Source organism: Sorangium sp. So ce295 (assembly GCF_051527405.1).
GTDB lineage: Bacteria > Myxococcota_A > Polyangia > Polyangiales > Polyangiaceae > Sorangium > Sorangium cellulosum_B.
Map to the genome: position 1 here is coordinate 10907715 of NZ_CP150324.1, position 17707 is coordinate 10925421.

The following is a 17707-nucleotide window of genomic DNA, read 5'->3' on the forward strand; positions in this document are numbered from 1 at the left end:
GCGACGCGCTTTGCGACAACCGCCGTCCGAGAAACGTCGAAAAACAGCATCTCTGGATGGTCACGGCGCAAGTTTACACTCCGTGCAAATGCACTTGTCGCACCCGGCGAGGGCAGCTATCCCTGAGCGTCGCAGCGGAGCGCGCGGAGCTCGCGAGCCTGGGCTGCGCGGCGAGGCGCATGCGAAGTACATCGCTTATTTCACCGGTCCTCCCGGTGAGCTTGGCCCTCTTGACCACCCTGGCTGCGCCGCAGGCCCACGCCCGCCGCGCCGGGCTCGCGGTGGAGGGGTGCAACGGCTGCCACACCGGCGGCGCGGAGCCAGATATCACCATCGACTATAGCCCCAAGAACCCGGCGGCCGGCGAGACGGTGACTCTGCAGGTGCAGATCCGGTCTGCCAACATCAACGCCGGGGGCATCTATCTCCTCACCGAGACAGGTCGGCTCTCGCCCATCAACGGTCAAGGCACCAAGCTCATCGACGAGCACCAGCTCGTCCACGACGCGCCGAAGCGGGCGAGCGGCGGGGCCGTCCGCTTCGACGCGCAGTGGATCGCGCCGGGCGCGCCGGGCGGGGTCGTCGTCCGGGTGTGGGCCCTCGCGGCCAACGGCGACAACGGCCCGCGCGGAGACGGCGCTTCGTCCGCCGACACGGCGTTTGCCTACGGATGCGCCGGGACGACGTATTACCTCGATCGCGACGCCGACGGATACGGCGACTCCAGCGTGCCCAGGGTCGATTGCACCCGGCCGGCCGATCACGCCGAGCGAGGCGGCGATTGCGACGACTACAGCGTCAACATCCATCCCGATCAGGATGAAGCCTGCAACGAGACCGACGACGACTGCGATGGAGAGATCGACGAGGAGCTCGAGATCACCACGCAGTATGAAGACGCCGACGGCGACGGCTATGGCTCGTTCTTCGGCGCGACGGTCACGGCGAAGTGCCCCCCCGAGGGGTACGCGCCGAGCTCCAACGACTGCAACGACAGGTCCCCTGACGTCCACCCGGACGCGACCGAGACATGCAATCTCGCCGACGACGACTGCGATGGCCGCATCGACGAGGGCGTGCGGGAGGTGTGCGGCGTCGGGATGTGCGCGCGCGAAGCGACCGCGTGCGCCCCCGGGTCGTGCACGCCCGGTGAGCCGAGCGCCGAGGTGTGCAACGCGCTCGACGACGACTGCGACGGCGAGGTCGACGAGGACCCAGGCCTCTGCGCGCCCGGCGAGGGCTGCCCGAGCGGCACGTGCAGCAGCGGGACGGGCGCCGGCACGGCCGTGAGCGCTGGCAGCGCGGCAAGCGCGGGAAGCGCCGGCGGCGCCGTTGCCTCCGCGGGCTCCGCGGGCGGCGGCGCGCCGGACGAGGGAGGAGCGGACAGCGGCGGTTGCGCCGTCGACGCCGGCGACCACCGCGGCGGGTCTCCGTGGCGGCTGCTGACGCTCGCCTCGCCGTTCGCCCTCCTCGCGTTGCGGCGCCTGCGGAAGAGTGGCACCCTGCGGTAAGCCATCCTTCCAAGCCTGAGGTCAACACGCGTGCTCTACCGCCGCTTCGGTCGCACCGAGATCAAGATGCCTGTCCTTTCGTGCGGAGGGATGCGGTACCAGCAATCCTGGAACGACAAGGACCCCGTCTCGCCCGCGAGCCAGCGCAACCTCGAGGCGTGCGTCGAGCGGGCGCTCGAGCTCGGCATCTATCATATCGAGACCGCGCGAGGGTACGGCACGAGCGAGGAGCAGCTCGGGAAGATCCTGCCGACGCTGCCGCGCGAGCGGCTCATCGTCCAGACGAAGGTCAGCCCCGAGGCGGATCCAGCGAAGTTCCTTGCGACGTTCGAGCGGTCGATGAAGCTCCTCCGCCTCGATCACGTCGACCTGTTCGCCCTCCACGGCGTCAACGACGAGACGCGCCTCTCGTGGTCGCTGCGCAAAGGTGGCTGCCTGGACGCCGCGCTCGAGCTGAAGCGGCAAGGCCGCGTGCGCGCGGTGGGGTTCTCGACGCACGCGGCGCCGCGCGTGATCACCGCCATGGTGCAGGACGGCCGCTGCGATTACGTCAACCTGCACTGGTACTACGTGAATCAGCTCGCCTGGCCTGCCATCCAGGCTGCGGCAGAGCAGGACATGGGGGTCTTCATCATCAGCCCCACCGACAAGGGGGGCAAGCTGTACGAGCCGAGCGACAGGCTCGTGCGGCTCTGCGACCCGCTCTCGCCCATCGTGTTCAACGACCTCTTCTGCCTCGCTCGCCCCGAGGTCCACACGATCAGCGTCGGGGCGGCGCGCCCGTCCGACTTCGACGAGCACATGAAGGTCTTGCCGCTGCTCGACCGCGAGGGCGCCGCGCAGGCCGCGCTGGCGCCGATCCTGCGCAGGATCGACGAAGAGCTCGAGCGGGTGCTCGGCCGCGCGTGGCGCGACACATGGCACGTCGGCCTCCCCGACTGGGAAGCCGTCCCCGGGCACGTCAATATCCGCGAGATCTTGCGGCTGTACAACCTCGCCCGCGCGCTCGACATGACGGCTTACGGCAAGATGCGGTACAACCTCCTCGGCAGCGGCGACCACTGGTTCCCTGGGAACCGCGCCGATCGCGTGCGGGAGCTCGACCTCGCGCAGGCCCTCGCGGGCGCGCCGCAGCGGCACCGCATCCCCGAGGTGCTGGCGGAGGCGCACGCGCTGCTCGGAGGGCAAGAGGTGAGGCGCCTCGGCAAACACTGAGTCTGGGCCTCGCGCCGGCCCGGCGAGCGGCGCCTCGGCGGGTGAGCCGGGCGCGCGCCGCTGTCGGTCAGGGACGCGCGCTGACGTCCAGGCGAGCTCCTCGCCAGCCCCACAGGGCCACCAGCATGCCGAGGTGCGCGGCCGCGTAGAGGGCGAGCATCGCCCGCAATGTCAGCGAGGCATCGAGGAGCAGCGGAAGCGCTACGCCTGCCCAGCCGATCACGAGGAGCCCCGAGATCGTCAGCGGCCCGCGCGTCCACGGCTCGCCTCGCCGCAGCCCGCGGGCGGCGAGCACATCGAGCGCGCCTGCGGTCCACTGGGCGAGGCTGATGAAGGCGAGATGAGCAGCCCGATCCGCGTGCGGAATATCGCCCTTCTTCGCGACGCCGGCAAGGACGCAGGCCGCGTGCGCGGTGCCGCCCAGGAGCAGCACGATGCCCGTCACGAGCGCGAAAGACGCCAGCGCGGGACGTGGAGACATGCCGCCCAGGGTACCCGAGGAGCGAGCCCCCGCGCTGCCAAAGCGGAGACGGCGGACAGCGCACGGTTCTTGCCGCCTCCTGCCCTTGTTCGACATCCTCCCTGGTGGGTCAGGGACAGTCGTTCCAAGGAGGTCTCTCATGCGCATTCACGGTACAGGGACGATGGCGCTCCTCTGCGCGCTCGCGTTCGCCGCAGCGGCGGGCTGCAATTCGGGCGGAGGGGACAGCGGAAGCGGCGGTGCGAACGCGGGCAGCGGCGGCGCGGGCGCTGGCACCGGCGGCTCGGGCGCTGGCACCGGCGGAGCGGGCGCCGGCACCGGCGGCGCGGGGGATGGCAGCGGCGGAGCGGGCGCCGGCACCGGCGGTACGGGGGATGGCAGCGGCGGCGCAGGCGCTGGCACCGGCGGCGGGGCGGAGGAGCTGAGGTGGTATCTCACGTGCGGCGATCCGGTATGCAGCGGGCACCGGCCCCGCGACGGGGTGAAGCCATGCACCGACGAGAAGGAGGGGGAGCCGTGCGCCGCGCCGGACGCGACGTGCGATCCCGCGAACGACTGCAACGCCCAGCTGCTCTGCACGAGCGACGATCCGAGGCAGCGGCCGGAGGGTTGCCCGAGATCCCGCGCCCGGTACAAGCACGATATCCAGTACCTGCAGGAGACCGAGCTCGCGCGCGTGCGCGATGAGCTCGTCGCCACGCCGCTCGCGACCTGGCGTTACAACCACGAGGGCGAGCACGGCCGCGAGCGTCTCGGGTTCATCATCGACGACAATCCGGCGAGCCCGGCGGTCGCGAGCGACGGCGACCACGTCGACCTGTACGGGTACACGAGCATGGCCGTGGCAGCGATCCAGATGCAGCAGAAGCAGATCGCCGCCCTCGAGCGTGAGCTCGCGGCGCTCCGCAAGGAGCTCGACTCGGCGCGGCAAGCGGCGCGCCCGCCGGCGTCCAGGGCGGCCGGTCGAGCCACACGATAGAAACACGGTAGAGCAGCCGCAGGCGTCGAGCTCCGGGGTCACTCGTCTTCGAAGGCGTGCCGCCGGAGCTCCGCGTCGATCCGCACCACCGACCGGGCATGCGCGCGGCGCGCGTCGGCGAACAGGGCCGGATGAGCGCAGGCCGCGAGGATCTCGAGCGACTCCACGATGCGGGGACCAGGGCGATTGAAGAACGCGTTGCCGTCAGCAAGGTACACGCGGCCCTGCGCCACGGCCCGGTACGTCCCCCAGGGCAGCACACGGGGGAGGAGCTCGAGCTCATCGAGCGTGCGCTCGAGGGTGAAGCCGCACGGCTTGATCATCACCACGTCGGGATCGAGCGCGGCGAGCGCAGCCGGCGAGAGCGTGGGCGCGTGCTCGCCGGGTCGCGTCACGAGGGGTTCCCCGCCCGCGAGGGTGATGAGCTCCGGCATCCACGTGCCGCCGATCATGACAGGCTCGATCCACTCGACCGCGAGCACGCGCGGCCTGCCCGGCGCCACGGCCGCGCGCGCGGCGACGGCGGCGACGCGCGCGCGCAGCCGCTCGACGAGCGCCTCGCCGCCCGCCGCGCGGCCGATCCCCTCCGCGACGCGGCGAATGTCGGCCCAGATGTCGTCGAGCCGCGTCGGGTGCAGGTTGATGATGCGCACGTCCTGCCGCGCAAGGCGGGCGACGGCCGCGCGGACGTCATCGAACGAGACCGCGCAGACGTCGCAGAGGTCCTGCGTCACGATCACGTCCGGCCGCGCCTCCCGGAGGGCGTCCATGTCGATGTCGTAGACCGCGAGCGCGTCCCGGAGGACGTCGCGGACCGCGGCGTCGATCTCCCGGCTGGAGCGCGCCGGCCTGAGCCGGGGGCGCGTGAGCACCGGGAGGCCGGTCAGGCCCTCGGGGAAGTCGCACTCGTGAGAGACACCGACGAGCTCGCTCTGCGCGCCCAGCGCGCAGACGATCTCGGTCGCGGACGGCAGCAGGGAGGCGATGCGCATACGCGGTATTCTATCTCCTTGCGATCCACGTGGGGCGCGATGCGCACACGGCTCGTGGTGGACACAATGCTCGTGAAGACAGGAGGTCCCCATGAGACTGCAAGGCAAGATCGCGCTGGTCACAGGGAGCAGCCGGGGCATCGGCCGCAGCATCGCTGTCCGGTTCGCCCGGGAAGGCGCCGACGTGGCGCTCACGTACCACAAAAGCAAAGAGGGCGCCGAGGAAGCCCTCGCAGAGGTCGAGGCCGCAGGAAGGCGAGGTCATCTGTTCGCCGTCGACGTCGCCTCCGTCCAGAGCGTGCAGGGGCTCATCCAGGAGGCCATCGAGCGCTTCGGCCGGCTGGACGTGCTGGTCAACAATGCCGGGCTGGAGAAGCGAGCACCGTTCTGGGAGGTGACCGAGGAGGACTACGATGCGGTCATGAACACCAACCTCAAAGCGGTGTTCTTCGGGAGCCAGGCGATGGTCCGTCACCTGCGCGAGGCGGGGCGGCCCGGCAAGATCATCAACATCAGCTCGGTCCACGAGGATCTCCCGTTTCCCCACTTCGCGTCGTACTGCGCCAGCAAGGGCGGTGTCCGCATGCTCACGCGCACGCTCGCCGTGGAGCTGCGCAGCACCGGGATCACCGTGAATGCCATCGCGCCGGGCGCGATCGAGACGGAGATCAACGCCGCTCTGCTCAAGGATCGCGACAAGCTGAGCGCGCTGCTCGAGCAGATCCCGCTGGGCCGCCTGGGAAAGCCGGAGGACGTGGCCGGGCTCGCCGTGTTCCTCGCCTCGGCAGACGCCGATTACGTGACCGGCTCGACGTACTTCGTCGATGGCGGGCTGACGTGGAACTACGAGGAGCAGTAGGCGGGGCACGGCCTTTCGCCGAGAAGCGGCGTCGTTGGACAGCCTGAGCCGAGAAAAGTTTCCGACAGAATGCAATGCAGCGCGGCCGAGACCGGCGCCGGCGACCTGCCGCTGCGATGCCTCGGCGCGGAACATCTTTTGCGCATACGTAGCCCGCGTGACCCGCGTAACCCGCGTGGCCCGCGTGGCCCGCCACGACACATCGCATTTTTGCGTCACGCGGCCAGCTCCTTGTGGCACCATGCGCGCATGACGGAGCTCAAGACCTATACAGGTGGCTGTCACTGCGGGAAGGTTCGCTACGAGGTCAAGGTGGACCTGAGCAGTCCCGTGGTCATGTGCAACTGCTCGCGCTGTTCGAAGCTGGGCGCGATGCTGGCCTTCGCGCCGGTGGACCAGCTCACGCTCAAGCAGGGCGGCGACGTTCTCACCGACTATCAGTTCAACAAGAAGGTCATTCACCATGTGTTCTGCTCGGTCTGCGGCGTCGAGTCGTTCGCGCGGGGAGTCGCTCCCAACGGACAGGAGATGTGCGCCATCAACGTCCGCTGTCTGGACGACGTCGATATCGACGCGCTCAAGACCATGAAAGTCGACGGGAAGAGCCTGTAGTCGCGCCCCGGCTGGCCGGGTCCGCGGCGACCGCGGCCGCGGCCAGCGCACCGGGCCACGGGCCCGGAGGGCGGTGCCGCGGCCGACCACCGCCGGCCCCGCGCCCGCGCTCGCGCACCCCCCGCTCGCGCCCCTGGCCAATCCGCAGGCGCGAGCCCGGGCGACACGGGTAGACTGGGCGCCCGATGTCGATCGAACGAGCAAGCGCGCTCCTGGCCTCGGCCCGCTCAGCCCTCTTCATCACCGGCGCGGGGGTCTCCGCGGCCTCTGGCATCCCCACCTACCGCGGGATCGGAGGGCTCTACAGCGAGAAGGCCACCGACGAGGGGATCGCCATCGAGGAGGCGCTCTCGGGCGAGATGTTCCAGCGGCGCCCCGAGGTCACGTGGAAGTACGTCCACCAGATCGAGCGCGCGTGCCGCGGCGCGCGGCTCAACGCAGCGCACGCGGCGATCGCCCGGATCGAGCGCCGCCTCGCGCGCTGCTGGGTGCTCACCCAGAACGTCGACGGGTTTCACCGCGGCGCAGGCTCCACGAACGTCATCGACATCCACGGAGATCTCCACCGCATCCTCTGCACGCGCTGCCCCTACGAGGCGCACGTCGACGATTACGCGGAGCTCGCGCGCTGCCCGGCATGCGCCGCGGTGCTCAGGCCCGATGTCGTCCTCTTCGGGGAGATGCTCCCCCTGGAGAAGGTCGAGATCCTCCGGCGGGAGCTCGCGCGGGGCTTCGACGTGGTCGTCTCGATCGGGACATCGAGCCTGTTCCCCTACATCACGAGGCCGGTCCTGGAGGCCGCGCACTCCGGGGTTCCGACCATCGAGATCAACCCGGCGCTCACCGCGATCTCCACCGCCGTTTCGGTGCGGCTCCCGATGCTCGCTGTCGAGGCGCTGGAGGGGATTCTGTCCCGCATCGAGCCCGCCAGCTGACCTTTTCCGCGCGCTGCATGGCAGCTGCTCGGCCTGCCACCAGGCGACGGCAAGGGCCGCATTGTTCAGCTGGGATTGCCCGTCGAGTCGATGTTTCGCCCGAACTCGTCCCTGGTTCGTGGAACGACCCGGCCGGTGGCTGAGGTCACTCGGCCGGCTCCTCGTCCCCCAGCCGGTCGAGCTCGCCCCAGAGCTCATCCAGGTCGACCACCAGCCCGTCGCACCCTGGCACCGCCTCGACGCGCCCGCTCGCGGCCCCCTGCGCCCACACGTAGCGCCCGTCCGGGCCGAGCTCGTAGATCTCCAGCATCCTCGTCGCCGGATCGAGCAGCCAGTACCAGCGCACGCCGAACGCCGCATACTCGCGCAGCTTCTCGATGCGGTCGCGGTGGACATCGCGCGGCCGAGGCGAGACCACCTCGATCATCACGTCCGGCGGGCGCCGCATGGGCCCGCGCCGCGGCGGGGGCCTCTGCCCGGGCAGCACCATGGAGACGTCCGGCTTGCGCCCGCTGCCCTTGCGGAGGAGGTACTTGAGCTCCGAGCCGGCCACGAAGCCGCCGCGGGCCGCCGCCCACGCGCCGAGCACCCGGATGAGCCACATGACGGCGGTCTCGTGGATCCAGTCCGGCGCCTCTTCCTCCACGAGCACGCCGCCGACGAGCTCGCCCGGCTCGTCCTCGGCGAGCTCCAGCCACGCCTCATCGCTGAGGCGGTCCGAGCTGTCCCGAGCAACGGCGGCGCCAGCCATCACGGCTTGTGAGGATAGCACGCTTCCACCCCACGGCGCCGCCCTGCTCCCTGGCCGCCCGCACAGCGGCGAGCGCCTCGCGGAGATCGAGAATGCGCCCGGCGCCTCTCGAGGCGCACAGCTCAATCGCTCGCGGAGGGCGCGAGCGGCACCTTGAGGTAGACGCGATCGACGTCGATGACGACGCCGACCGACTCGAGCTCGAGCTGCGTGCCGGGACCCAGGATGGACAGCAGCCACCGGCCGTCCGGCTGCCGCTGGAAGTGCTCGATGCGCACCTCCTTCTGGGAGACGAGCACATACTCCGCGATCGAGGGGACGCTCCGGTACTGCGCGAACTTGTCGCCGCGATCGTAGGCCTCCGACGAATCGGAGAGCACCTCGACGATGACGTTCGGGTTGATGAGCGTGTCGATCTCCGCGTCCTCGAACACGGGATCGCCACAGACGACGGACGCGTCAGGGTACACATAGCGCCCCGTGGGCGTGATCTTGACGCGCATGTCGGAGGTGTGGACTTCGCAGGCGCGCTCTAGCAGCGCATTGCCGAGCTCGCGCTGGATGTTCCCGGCCAGCAGGCTGTGCGCCCGGGTGCAGCCCGACATCGCGAAGATCTCGCCGTTCGCGTACTCGTGCTTCTGCTCGGAAGCCCGCTCGAACGCGAGGTACTCCGCGGGCGAGAGGCCGGTGCGCCTGGCAGGATGTCCCATCTGATCTGACGGACAGCTTAGGGCATCCGCCCCCGGGGGGCGAGGCGCCCCGCCTGCGGCCCGCCACGCGCCCCCGGCGCGCCCTCCCCTACTCCCGGCTCCCCCTACGCCCCTACGCCCCTATCCTGATTCCGCCGCCGCCCCCGCCGGCGCGGCCGGCTCGGCCTTCTTCGGCTGCTTCTTCCGGCGGCTCTCCAGCCACGCCCTTCGCTTCTCCACCCACTTGGCGAGATCCTTCGCCAGCCAGCCGCCCTTCTGCCGCCCCACGATCTCCCGCAGCAGCAGCGCGGCCTGGCCGTGGCCGATCCGCATCGCGAACAGATCGTCCATCACGATCTTCGCCCACCGCGTCCGGCGCACCGAGTCCATGTGATCGACGAACTGCTCTACCCGGAGCAGCACCTTCGTCCCGACCCCCGTCTTGCCCGTCACCACGAGCGCCGCCGTCTTCTCCTTGTCGAGCGCCTCGAGCCTGCGGATCGCCCCGTCGATCAGGTTCGCGTGCTCCGCCCACCCGGCGCCGCCCTGCTCCTTCGCCGCGCGCGTCGCGGCGAGCGCCTCGCGCAGATCGATCAGGCCGAAATCCGAGTACGAGAGGAAGAACGTCAGCACCTCGCGCCGCGCCGACGCGTTGCTCTGCATCCGCTCGATCGCGGTCCTGACGCGATCCATCGAGAGCCACCGGTAGACGAAATCGAGCCCGGTCCCCTTGATGTTCTGCGACCCCATCAGCCGCGCGTCGAACCCCGGCGGGATCTCGCGCGTGATGAAGTCGATCACCTTGTCGCCCTTCGCGTCGGCGTTCCACAGCACCGCGATGCGATCGAGGCACAGCTCGCGGAACGCCGCGCGGAACGCCTGGTTGGCCTCGGCGTCCGCGCCCCGCGACAGCGCCGCCTCCACCTCCGCGCGCGCCTTGTCGCGGCGGGCGAGCCGCCGCGACAGCCGCGCCGCGTGGTGGACGATGTCCGGGCGGATGTCGTCCTCGCCCGCCGGCGGCGCGTGCGCCTCCAGGGCCTGCTTCACCGCCGCCTCGATCGCCTCGGGCTCCCCCTTCTTCCCCGCGACCCCGGGGCCGCCCACGATCGCCGCCGCCGCGGCCTCGTCGATCGCGGGCAGCGCGCGCAGCATCCGGGTGAGATCCTCCTCGAAGGCGCCCGCCCGCGCCGGGACGCCCAGCTTCTTCATCTGCTCGTCGAAGCGCTCGAGCGCGCGCTCCTTGCCCCCGTCGCCCGTGATCACCATGTCCCGGAGCCGGGCGTCGAGCCCCTCGGTGATGAACTGCATCATCCCGCCGAGGTTCGAGTTGATCAGCACCACGTGATCGACCCCGATGTCCTCCACGATGATCTGCGCGAACACGCGCGACCGCGCGACCCGGTCCGCGCGGTTGTTCACCACCATCACCGTCGCCTTGCCGGGCGTCGCGTCCATGTCGTGCTTGTCGAACGCGAGCCGCGTCCAGTTCGACATGAACCCGGCGCGCTCGTTCGCGCTCATCCCGTTCGAGAACGTGAGCTTCCGCCCCCGGTACTGCACCGTCGGGTACGTCTTCAGGACGCCGAGATCGAGGATCACGTGATCCGCGATCTCGACCAGCGCGAACTCGCGATCGACGCCGAAATGGTCCGCGAGCGCCAGCACCAGCGCCACGTTGCGCGGGTGCTCCTGGTACGGGAGCCGATCGAGGAGATCGACCGGCAGGAGGTCCGCGTCGATCGGCGGGATCGCGACGAGGTTCGTCCCCTTCCGCTGCGCCTGGTCCTTGAGCAGCGGGAGCATCTGCTCCTCCGTCGTGAACGACAGCCCGTCCGTGGGCATGAAGCGCGCGATCACCCGGGCGACGTCCTCGCCCCCCGGGCCCTGGATGTCCTCGTGATCCGGGTAGGCGTTCGTCAGGGTCGTGATCTCGTCGCGCATCCACTCGGAGCAGAGCGTGTCCACGAAGAGCGGCTGGAGCGCCATGCACTCCCACAGGAACACCTGGGCGCGGAGGTTCCGCCCGGCCGTGAGGATGTTCCGCTGCTCCCAGATCGTGGCCTTGTCGTACGGGCGGTAGATGAAGATCTCCTGCGCCGGCAGGTCGCGCATGGCGTGGATGAACATCGCCTCGCAGCCGGTCGTCTTCACGACGACGTCGTAGCGGAGCGCGTGGAACAGCGCGGCCTTGAGCCGCTCCGAGCCGCTCTTGCCGCGCGTGCCCCAGCCGCCGATCGTGAGCGGGATGCCCCGGCGCGCGCGCTCGATCTGCGCCGCGATCCACGCGGCCCGCAGCACCATGTACGCGAGGACGAGGAACACGATCCACGCGAGCTGCGTCGGGACGTTGCCCGCCGGCGAGACGAGGTACGAGAAGAATCCGTCGATCCAGACAGGCACCGACGGGCCGGCGAGCCAGTCGCGGCCGCTCTGGAGCAGAGGCGGCAGCGCGACCGCGAGGTACTTGCCCGGCAGGTGCGGCTCGATCGCGTACGGGCGGCCCTCGACCTCGCCGCCGGTGTCGCCGAGCGCGACCGTGAAGCCGAGCTCGCCCGTCATCAGCGTGAACTTCTTCTGCTCGGCCGGCTCCTGCGCCACGAGCGCGCGCATGCGGGCCTGGGCGTAGCGGTCGTAGCGCAGCGTGAGCAGGGCGCGGGCGCGCAGTCGGTGCGCGAGCTTGGCCGGGCCGCGCACCGTGACCGTGCCGCGCGCCGTGATGAGGCGGATCTCACGCTGGCTCAGGCTGGCGGCGGCGAGCAGGTCGTCGATGCGCGGGACGAACTGCCCCCAGCCGCCGACGGGCGGGTAGACGTGGCGCTCTCCCGGCACGCGCGTCGGCGTGACCTCCGCCATGCCGACCGGCGGCGCGACGAGCTCGCCCGCGAACAGGCGGCCGCTCGTGTGGATCCACCCCTTGCGCTTGTCCGGCATCGGCGTGCGCATCTCGTGGATGAGCCGCCAGAGGCGGAAGCCGCGCGGCTCGCCGCGCGTGAGCAGGTACCGTCCCCGGCCGCGGCGCCGCAGCGAGTACGTCATGTCGCCGCGCGACGCGACGACGAGCGCGCGCTCGACGTCCCTGGGCTCGGCGTCGGCCGGGAGCTCGACCGGCGCGCTCTCGCCCTCCAGGAGCTCCGACGCCGCGGCGAGGAGCGCCTGGCGGATGTGCTCGGCGACCGGGCGGCTCTCGACCTCGAGCAGCCGCAGGGCGGCGGCGGCCTCGTCCGACAGGTCCGGCGAGATCGCCGGGCGGCTCGCGAACTCGGCGAGCAGCTCGACGAAGGTCCCCGGAGGCAGCGGGGCGTAGGGCCCGGCGCAGAGCGTGCGCACCGCCTCGAGGGCCGCGCGGGACGCGAGCGGCGGGCCTGGCTTCGCCAGGGCGAACCGGACAGCGCGCTCGGCGAACGGGGCGGCGTCCGCGTGGTCGGCCGCGTGCCGCGAGAGCTCCCGCAGCGCGTACCCGCGGACGCGAGGCGACCCGTCGCCCTCGGCGAGCTCGACGAGGGCCGTGAGGGCCTCCGCGCCGCCGAGCTCGACGAGCTGGCGCACGAGCTCCTGGCGGACGTGCTCGCTCGGATCGTCGCGGGCGAGCAGCGCGATGGCGAGCGGGTCCGCGCTCGCGGGCGCCACGCGGGCAGGCGGCGCGCCGGCGGCGGGATCGGCGCTGAGCCGGGGCGCCGAGTCGGGCGCGGGCGTGTCGGGCGGCCCTTCGCCCTCGCAAGCGCCTGCTGAGGCGGCGGCCTCCGGCGCGATGCTCGACCGGCTGGCGCGGCTGGCCTGCGCGGCGTTCCAGCGGCGCGGGTCCCGCGGGGCGCCGGCGAGGCGCGCCGCGCGGTCGAGCGGGATCACCGGGGCGGACGGGCGCGCCGCCGCGCCGAGGAGGCGCAGGGCGTTGCGGCGGAGGATGGGGCCGTCCTTGTCGGCGGCGTCGCGCGCGCGGAGGCGCTCGGCCAGCAGGGAGAACGCCTCGTCGGGGAACAGGAGGACGCCGATCTCGAGGGCGGCGATCTGCACCCAGCGGGACGCGTTGACCCCGCGCGACCACGCCAGCACGGAGCGGGCCGCGTCGAGCCCGAGGTGGCCGAGCCGCTCGCGCGCCGGGAGGCGGTGCAGGAGGGCGACGGCGGCGAGCAGCGCGGCCCGGCGGACGGGCGCGGGGCGGCTCGGCTCGGCGTGCGCCATGGCGAGCCGGAGGACGCCGCCGTCGCGGGCGACGTGCACCGCGTCGGACGGGTCGTCGAGGTGCTGCGCGAGGTGGGTGAGGGCGTGGTAGGCGACCTCGATCTCGTCGAGGCGGTCGGCGATGGCGGTGGCGAAGCGCTCCTGGGCCGCCTCGAGGTCGAGGTTGCGGCCGAGCGCCGAGAGGTCGCCGGCCCGCTCGAAGCGCGCGGCGACCCAGCCGAGCAGGGAGGCGGCGCCGCTCCTCTCGCGCTGCTCGCGCTCTCGCGCCCAGACGCGGAGCTGCCGGGCGAGGAGCTCGCGCCGCTCGGCGGGGGTGGCGGCCGACTGGTAGGCGAGCACGAGCGCGGACTCGGCGCTGCGCAGCCGGTCGACCTCGGCGGCCGCGCCGTCGGCGCACCGGGCGAGCGCGGCGAGCAGCGCGGGCCTCGGGTGCTCCTCGTCGCCCAGGTCGGCCGTGACGCGCGCGACGACGGCGGCGATGGCGCGCGGGCGCAGGCGCACCTCGATCTGGGGGAGGCTGTCCTCGATGACCTCCGCGATCGGTCGCGGCGCGGCGGTCCAGGAGTCAGGCGACTCGCGCGAGCTCACGGCGCCTCCGCGAGCGTGCGAAGGGGACGCGCACGAGGGTGGAGGCGGCCTTGCGTCGGGGAGCGAGGAGCACCGTGCGGCGAGACCATCGGCGGGCGAGCAGCGTACACCGTCGCGCGGAGCTGTCGCGAGCCGCCGCTCGTGCGATCTGCGCGACCCTTCGCCCTGGCCTGTTAGGGTGAGCCTTCGGCGAACGTGTCGCAGTCCTCGACGCGGCCGCCCTGCATGCCGCGCTTGAACCAGGCGACCCGCTGCGCCGACGAGCCGTGCGTCCACGTCTCCGGGTTGACCCTGCCGGTCGCGGCTTTCTGCAGCCGGTCGTCGCCGATCGCGGACGCGGCCCGGAGGGCCTCCTCGACATCGCCCGCCTCGAGCAGGTCGCGCTTCTGCGTGGAGTGGGCCCACACGCCGGCGAAGCAGTCCGCCTGGAGCTCCATCTTCACGGAGAGCGCGTTCTTCTCGCCCGGGCGCGCGGCCTGCAGCTGGCGCAGGCGGCGCTCGGTCCCGAGCACGTTCTGCACGTGGTGGCCGATCTCGTGGGCGAGCACGTACGCCTGGGCGAAGTCGCCCGGCGCGCCGAACCGCGCTTTGAGCTCGCGGTAGAAGCCGAGATCGATGTACGCCGTCCGGTCCGCCGGGCAGTAGAACGGGCCCATCGCCGACTCGCCGATGCCACAGCCCGACCTCACGGAGTCGGTGAACACCGTCAGCGTGGGGGCCGGATAGCGCTGCCCCGTCCGGCTGAACACCTGCGTCCACACGGCCTCGGTGTCATCGAGGACGAAGGAGACGAAATCGACGAGCCGCTCCTCCTCGGGCGAGCTCGCGCGCCCGCTCTGCGCGCCGGGGACCGCAGAGCCCTGACCGAGCCCCGACAGGAGATCCTTCCCGAAGACCAGCGAGAGCACGAGCAGGATCACCGTCCCGCCCACACCGAGCTTCGCTCCGCCGGATGCGCCGCGGAGGTCTCGGAGGTTTTCACTGCGTTTCCCAGGTGTCCAGCGCATGGCCAGCGCATGTATAGCGTGGACCGCGCATCGGGTGGTACCTTAGCTTTCGGTCGGGACGTGCGGGTATTGCCCGCCTGGTGATGGCGCCGGCCTTCTCGCACGGCGCGCGAGCGAGCGAATCGCCGCCTGGGCCTTGCCGCGAAGAACACGAGGTCTCTCTCGGCGTCTCCCGAGAAGACACCTCTCTGCGCCTTCAGGCGTCCTGGCGGTGCCTCTCCTCGACTCGCCCCGTGCTCTGGCCAGCACTCCAGGACGGCAAGATCGAGCAGGTCTGGCTCGAGGTGGAGCCAAAGGAGCTCGCCTCGGCCATCCTCGCCGCCGCGAAGAGCTGAGCGCCCCCGGAGATCGCTACGCGCTCGCCGCAGGCCGAGCCGCCCCCGCGGCGGCCGCGGGTCTCCAGAGCCCCAGCGCGCGCGCGCACGGCAGCACCACCTGGGCGAGCGCCGCGCCCTGCAGCGCCCGCGCCTCGGCCACGGTGAGGTGGCCGTGCGCCGCGAGCGCCGCGGCGCGGCCGCCGCCCGGCTCGGCCCCCGGCGGGGGTGGGCGCCCGAGCGACGCCGCGGCGGCCTCGAACACCTCGGCCACGGCGCGGCGCACCGGCTCGCCGCCGGCCCCAATCGCCCACGCCACCGTCAGCCAGGCGAGCTCGGCGTGCCGCGCCTCGTCCTCCGCGATCACCCCGAGCGCCGCCCGCACCGCGGGATCGTCGGCTCGGGCGCGCTGCTCCGCCGCGATCACCGCGGCCACCGTCTCGCCGACGCAGCCCTCCTCCGCGGCGGCGCGCGCCAGCGCCGCGAGATCCGCGGCGATCGGCACCGCCGGCGGCATGGGGAAGGCGGCCGGGCCGACAGGGCCGCCCCGGTAGGCGGCCGCGAGCGAGAACCCGAGTCGGGCATGACCGACCTCGTCGAGCGCGGCGATGTGCGCCGCCTCGACGAGCGACGAAGGCGCGCCGTGCGCCATGAGATCCAGCGCGAAGCGCGCGAACGACGCCACCGACGCGTGCTCCTCCAGCGCGCTCCGCAGCCAGCCGCCGGCGAGCGTCTCCCGCTCCTCGTCCGTCAGATCCGCCAGCGAAGGCTGCTGCCCACCGGCGCCGCTCGCCGTCGCACGCGCGAGCCACCCCGCCTCGGCCGGCCGCGGAGCGGCCGTGACGTGGTGCCCCTCCAGGGAAAAGGGCCGTCCCACCGCGGCGCAGTCGAGGGTGTTCTCCTCGACGATCACCTCGTAACAGCACGCGCCGTCACGGCGGGTCGCGTCGCTCTCCACCGACACGATCGTGACTTTCTCCAGCTCCACGTCCTTGCCGTCGCAGGGCTGGTGGATGGTCCTGAACTCATCCAGCGCGGCGTCGCGGTCCAGGCAAGCCCCGAGCTCGTCGAACCAATCGAAGCAACGGAGCTCCTGGGCGCTTCCAGCCTCGGCCTCGGCCGCGGCCTCCCCGCAGCCCTGCGCTGCGACGAGGAGCGCCGCGGCCGCCGAGGGGCCAGCGCTCTGCAGGAGACGGGCGATGAGCGTTCGTCGAAAGGATCGGTCGAGCAGCATGACGTGCACCTCCAGCCCATGCCTGCTGCCTCGTGCGCGCGGCGAGGAGCTCGAAACAGGGCGGCTTGTGACCTGCTCTGTCGCAAGACATGGTCCACCGCCGGCCAGGGCTCGATCGCGTCGAGACCCGCGGTTCTTGCCGAGAGCGCGGTCCCCCCCCTCGATCGTCGCGCCGCAGCGCTGACACACTCCGGCACTCCCCGGCGCGGGCGTGACCGCGCCCGGACCTGCGCGACGGCGCCGCCTACAGGGGGCTCACGTTGGTCGTGAACGACGCGTTCCGCAGGATGCGCCGCTGGCCGAGCGGCGTCGTGAAGCCGTTCTCCTTGTGGAAGGTCGAGGTGCTCCCGCCGCAGCTCGGATCATCCCCGGCCCACCGCTCCGGGCAATGCGCCAGGATGTAGTCGCGATCCGAGTTGCTGCCGCCGAGGCCGTTCCACCGGGTGTGCTTGATGCAGGCGGCGCCGTCCACCGTCCACTCGGCCTCGAGGCTCATGCCAGAGCCCACCGTTTCGGTCTGGATGCCGAGCGCATCCCAGACGTCGATCGCCGTCCCGTTCTGGGTGTGCGGCACGCCGTCGCCGCAGTAGTCCGCGCGCACCATGCGGATGCACGCTTGATGGAAGTACGAGAGATCCCTGTCCTCGCAGCCGCTCGCATTGCACTCCGCCTCGGCCACCCATTCCCTGTAGCCCCACTCGGCGCACTTCCCGATCGCCGCGCCCTGACAGGCGAACGTGAACATGCCCCCGTCGTCCGAGTGGGCCCCCGTCACCGCGTTCCACGTCCCCTTCACCGGGATCGCGTCGAGGCCCTCGCCGCAGATGTTCACCCAGACCCCGGGGCCGGCGTTGTACTTCACCGTGTAGTACTGGATCCCGTCGCGCTCGACGACGTTCGTGACGCGGACGGACACCGACGACCCATCGTCCAGGACCGCCTCGACGTCCGCGCCGATGAAGTCGGCCCCGGCGACCGGCGCGCCGTCGCCCTCGCGCGTGCCGACCAGCGTCGTCGCGTCCAGCGAGACCCCGTTGAAGCGCACCCCGTTGAAGCGGACCCCGTTGAAGCGAACCCCGTTGAAGCGGACCCCGTTGAGGTTCATGCCGTTGAGCCTGCTCATCGCGAACGAGCTCTCCGCCACCGCTTCCTCGTCCTCGCCGCCGTCGATCTCCGCGGCGCAACCGGCGCCGAGGGAGTTGAGCCCGACCATCGCCCCTACCAGGAACCCTCGCTTCAACATGATCTCCTCCGAACGCTGCCGCTAAAGCCGTGACGCCTTGCGCATCGACGGTCTTCCCTCGGGCGGTCGGGCCCCGATCACGCGAGCGAGGAAGCCCGCGTCGGCGCGAGCGCCGCAG

General features: G+C 71.9%; 14 protein-coding genes. 6 read left to right on the plus strand and 8 right to left on the minus strand.

Annotated features, from left to right (window positions below):
• The first annotated feature begins 230 nt into the window (after positions 1 to 230).
• Complete coding sequence (locus WMF11_RS41420) at positions 231 to 1511, plus strand: putative metal-binding motif-containing protein (RefSeq protein WP_437974680.1); 1281 nt, start codon at positions 231 to 233, stop codon at positions 1509 to 1511.
• A 30-nt stretch (positions 1512 to 1541) separates the two neighbouring features.
• Entirely contained in the window at positions 1542 to 2726 is a 1185-nt protein-coding gene (locus WMF11_RS41425; protein WP_437974681.1) for an aldo/keto reductase, read from the plus strand.
• 67 nt (positions 2727 to 2793) lie between these two features.
• On the opposite strand, the gene WMF11_RS41430 is transcribed toward WMF11_RS41425, so the two are convergent.
• Positions 2794 to 3207, minus strand: a complete 414-nt coding sequence (locus tag WMF11_RS41430) for a hypothetical protein (RefSeq protein WP_437974682.1) — start codon at positions 3205 to 3207, stop codon at positions 2794 to 2796.
• A gap of 139 nt (positions 3208 to 3346) precedes the next feature.
• Between WMF11_RS41430 and WMF11_RS41435 the strand changes: the two genes are divergently transcribed.
• Entirely contained in the window at positions 3347 to 4186 is an 840-nt protein-coding gene (locus WMF11_RS41435; RefSeq protein ID WP_437904601.1) for a hypothetical protein, read from the plus strand.
• Positions 4187 to 4224: 38 nt separating this feature from the next.
• Here WMF11_RS41435 and WMF11_RS41440 read toward each other — a convergent pair whose 3' ends face one another.
• A complete protein-coding gene (locus tag WMF11_RS41440) occupies positions 4225 to 5178 on the minus strand; it encodes an ABC transporter substrate-binding protein (RefSeq protein ID WP_437904602.1) in 954 nt (317 codons plus the stop codon).
• A gap of 91 nt (positions 5179 to 5269) precedes the next feature.
• Between WMF11_RS41440 and WMF11_RS41445 the strand changes: the two genes are divergently transcribed.
• The 3 genes from WMF11_RS41445 to WMF11_RS41455 all read left to right on the plus strand — a co-directional run bounded on the left by WMF11_RS41445 (position 5270) and on the right by WMF11_RS41455 (position 7584).
• Positions 5270 to 6037 carry an SDR family NAD(P)-dependent oxidoreductase gene (locus tag WMF11_RS41445; protein ID WP_437904603.1) on the plus strand — a complete coding sequence of 256 codons (768 nt, stop codon included), beginning with the start codon at positions 5270 to 5272 and terminating at the stop codon, positions 6035 to 6037.
• 249 nt (positions 6038 to 6286) lie between these two features.
• Positions 6287 to 6649 carry a GFA family protein gene (locus tag WMF11_RS41450; protein WP_437974683.1) on the plus strand — a complete coding sequence of 121 codons (363 nt, stop codon included), beginning with the start codon at positions 6287 to 6289 and terminating at the stop codon, positions 6647 to 6649.
• 185 nt (positions 6650 to 6834) lie between these two features.
• A complete protein-coding gene (locus tag WMF11_RS41455; protein ID WP_437974684.1) occupies positions 6835 to 7584 on the plus strand; it encodes an NAD-dependent deacylase in 750 nt (249 codons plus the stop codon).
• 145 nt (positions 7585 to 7729) lie between these two features.
• Here the strand turns inward: WMF11_RS41455 and WMF11_RS41460 are convergent, their stop codons facing one another.
• The 6 genes from WMF11_RS41460 to WMF11_RS41485 form a co-directional block, all read right to left on the minus strand.
• Complete coding sequence (locus WMF11_RS41460) at positions 7730 to 8335, minus strand: Uma2 family endonuclease (RefSeq protein ID WP_437979384.1); 606 nt, start codon at positions 8333 to 8335, stop codon at positions 7730 to 7732.
• A gap of 122 nt (positions 8336 to 8457) precedes the next feature.
• Positions 8458 to 9045: a Uma2 family endonuclease gene (locus WMF11_RS41465; protein ID WP_437974685.1), complete on the minus strand. Its 588-nt coding sequence runs from the start codon at positions 9043 to 9045 to the stop codon at positions 8458 to 8460.
• Between the two features lie 120 nt (positions 9046 to 9165).
• On the minus strand, positions 9166 to 13791 hold the full coding sequence (locus WMF11_RS41470) for a capsule biosynthesis protein CapB (RefSeq protein ID WP_437974686.1): 4626 nt from the start codon (positions 13789 to 13791) through the stop codon (positions 9166 to 9168).
• A gap of 173 nt (positions 13792 to 13964) precedes the next feature.
• A complete protein-coding gene (gene ypfJ, locus WMF11_RS41475) occupies positions 13965 to 14798 on the minus strand; it encodes a KPN_02809 family neutral zinc metallopeptidase (RefSeq protein WP_437974687.1) in 834 nt (277 codons plus the stop codon).
• A gap of 351 nt (positions 14799 to 15149) precedes the next feature.
• Positions 15150 to 16346 carry a ferritin-like domain-containing protein gene (locus WMF11_RS41480; protein WP_437974688.1) on the minus strand — a complete coding sequence of 399 codons (1197 nt, stop codon included), beginning with the start codon at positions 16344 to 16346 and terminating at the stop codon, positions 15150 to 15152.
• Positions 16347 to 16590: 244 nt separating this feature from the next.
• Positions 16591 to 17589, minus strand: coding sequence for an ADYC domain-containing protein (locus WMF11_RS41485; RefSeq protein WP_437974689.1), 999 nt, complete (start codon positions 17587 to 17589; stop codon positions 16591 to 16593).
• Between the last annotated feature and the right edge of the window lie 118 nt (positions 17590 to 17707).

Coding starts and splice junctions, on each gene's coding strand:
- WMF11_RS41450 (WP_437974683.1), top strand. CDS start 6,287: ATGACGGAGCTCAAGACCTATACAGGTGGCTGTCACTGCGGGAAGGTT.
- ypfJ (WP_437974687.1), bottom strand. CDS start 14,798: ATGCGCTGGACACCTGGGAAACGCAGTGAAAACCTCCGAGACCTCCGC.
- WMF11_RS41455 (WP_437974684.1), top strand. CDS start 6,835: ATGTCGATCGAACGAGCAAGCGCGCTCCTGGCCTCGGCCCGCTCAGCC.
- WMF11_RS41435 (WP_437904601.1), top strand. CDS start 3,347: ATGCGCATTCACGGTACAGGGACGATGGCGCTCCTCTGCGCGCTCGCG.
- WMF11_RS41460 (WP_437979384.1), bottom strand. CDS start 8,335: ATGGCTGGCGCCGCCGTTGCTCGGGACAGCTCGGACCGCCTCAGCGAT.
- WMF11_RS41465 (WP_437974685.1), bottom strand. CDS start 9,045: ATGGGACATCCTGCCAGGCGCACCGGCCTCTCGCCCGCGGAGTACCTC.
- WMF11_RS41485 (WP_437974689.1), bottom strand. CDS start 17,589: ATGTTGAAGCGAGGGTTCCTGGTAGGGGCGATGGTCGGGCTCAACTCC.
- WMF11_RS41430 (WP_437974682.1), bottom strand. CDS start 3,207: ATGTCTCCACGTCCCGCGCTGGCGTCTTTCGCGCTCGTGACGGGCATC.
- WMF11_RS41445 (WP_437904603.1), top strand. CDS start 5,270: ATGAGACTGCAAGGCAAGATCGCGCTGGTCACAGGGAGCAGCCGGGGC.
- WMF11_RS41480 (WP_437974688.1), bottom strand. CDS start 16,346: ATGCTGCTCGACCGATCCTTTCGACGAACGCTCATCGCCCGTCTCCTG.
- WMF11_RS41440 (WP_437904602.1), bottom strand. CDS start 5,178: ATGCGCATCGCCTCCCTGCTGCCGTCCGCGACCGAGATCGTCTGCGCG.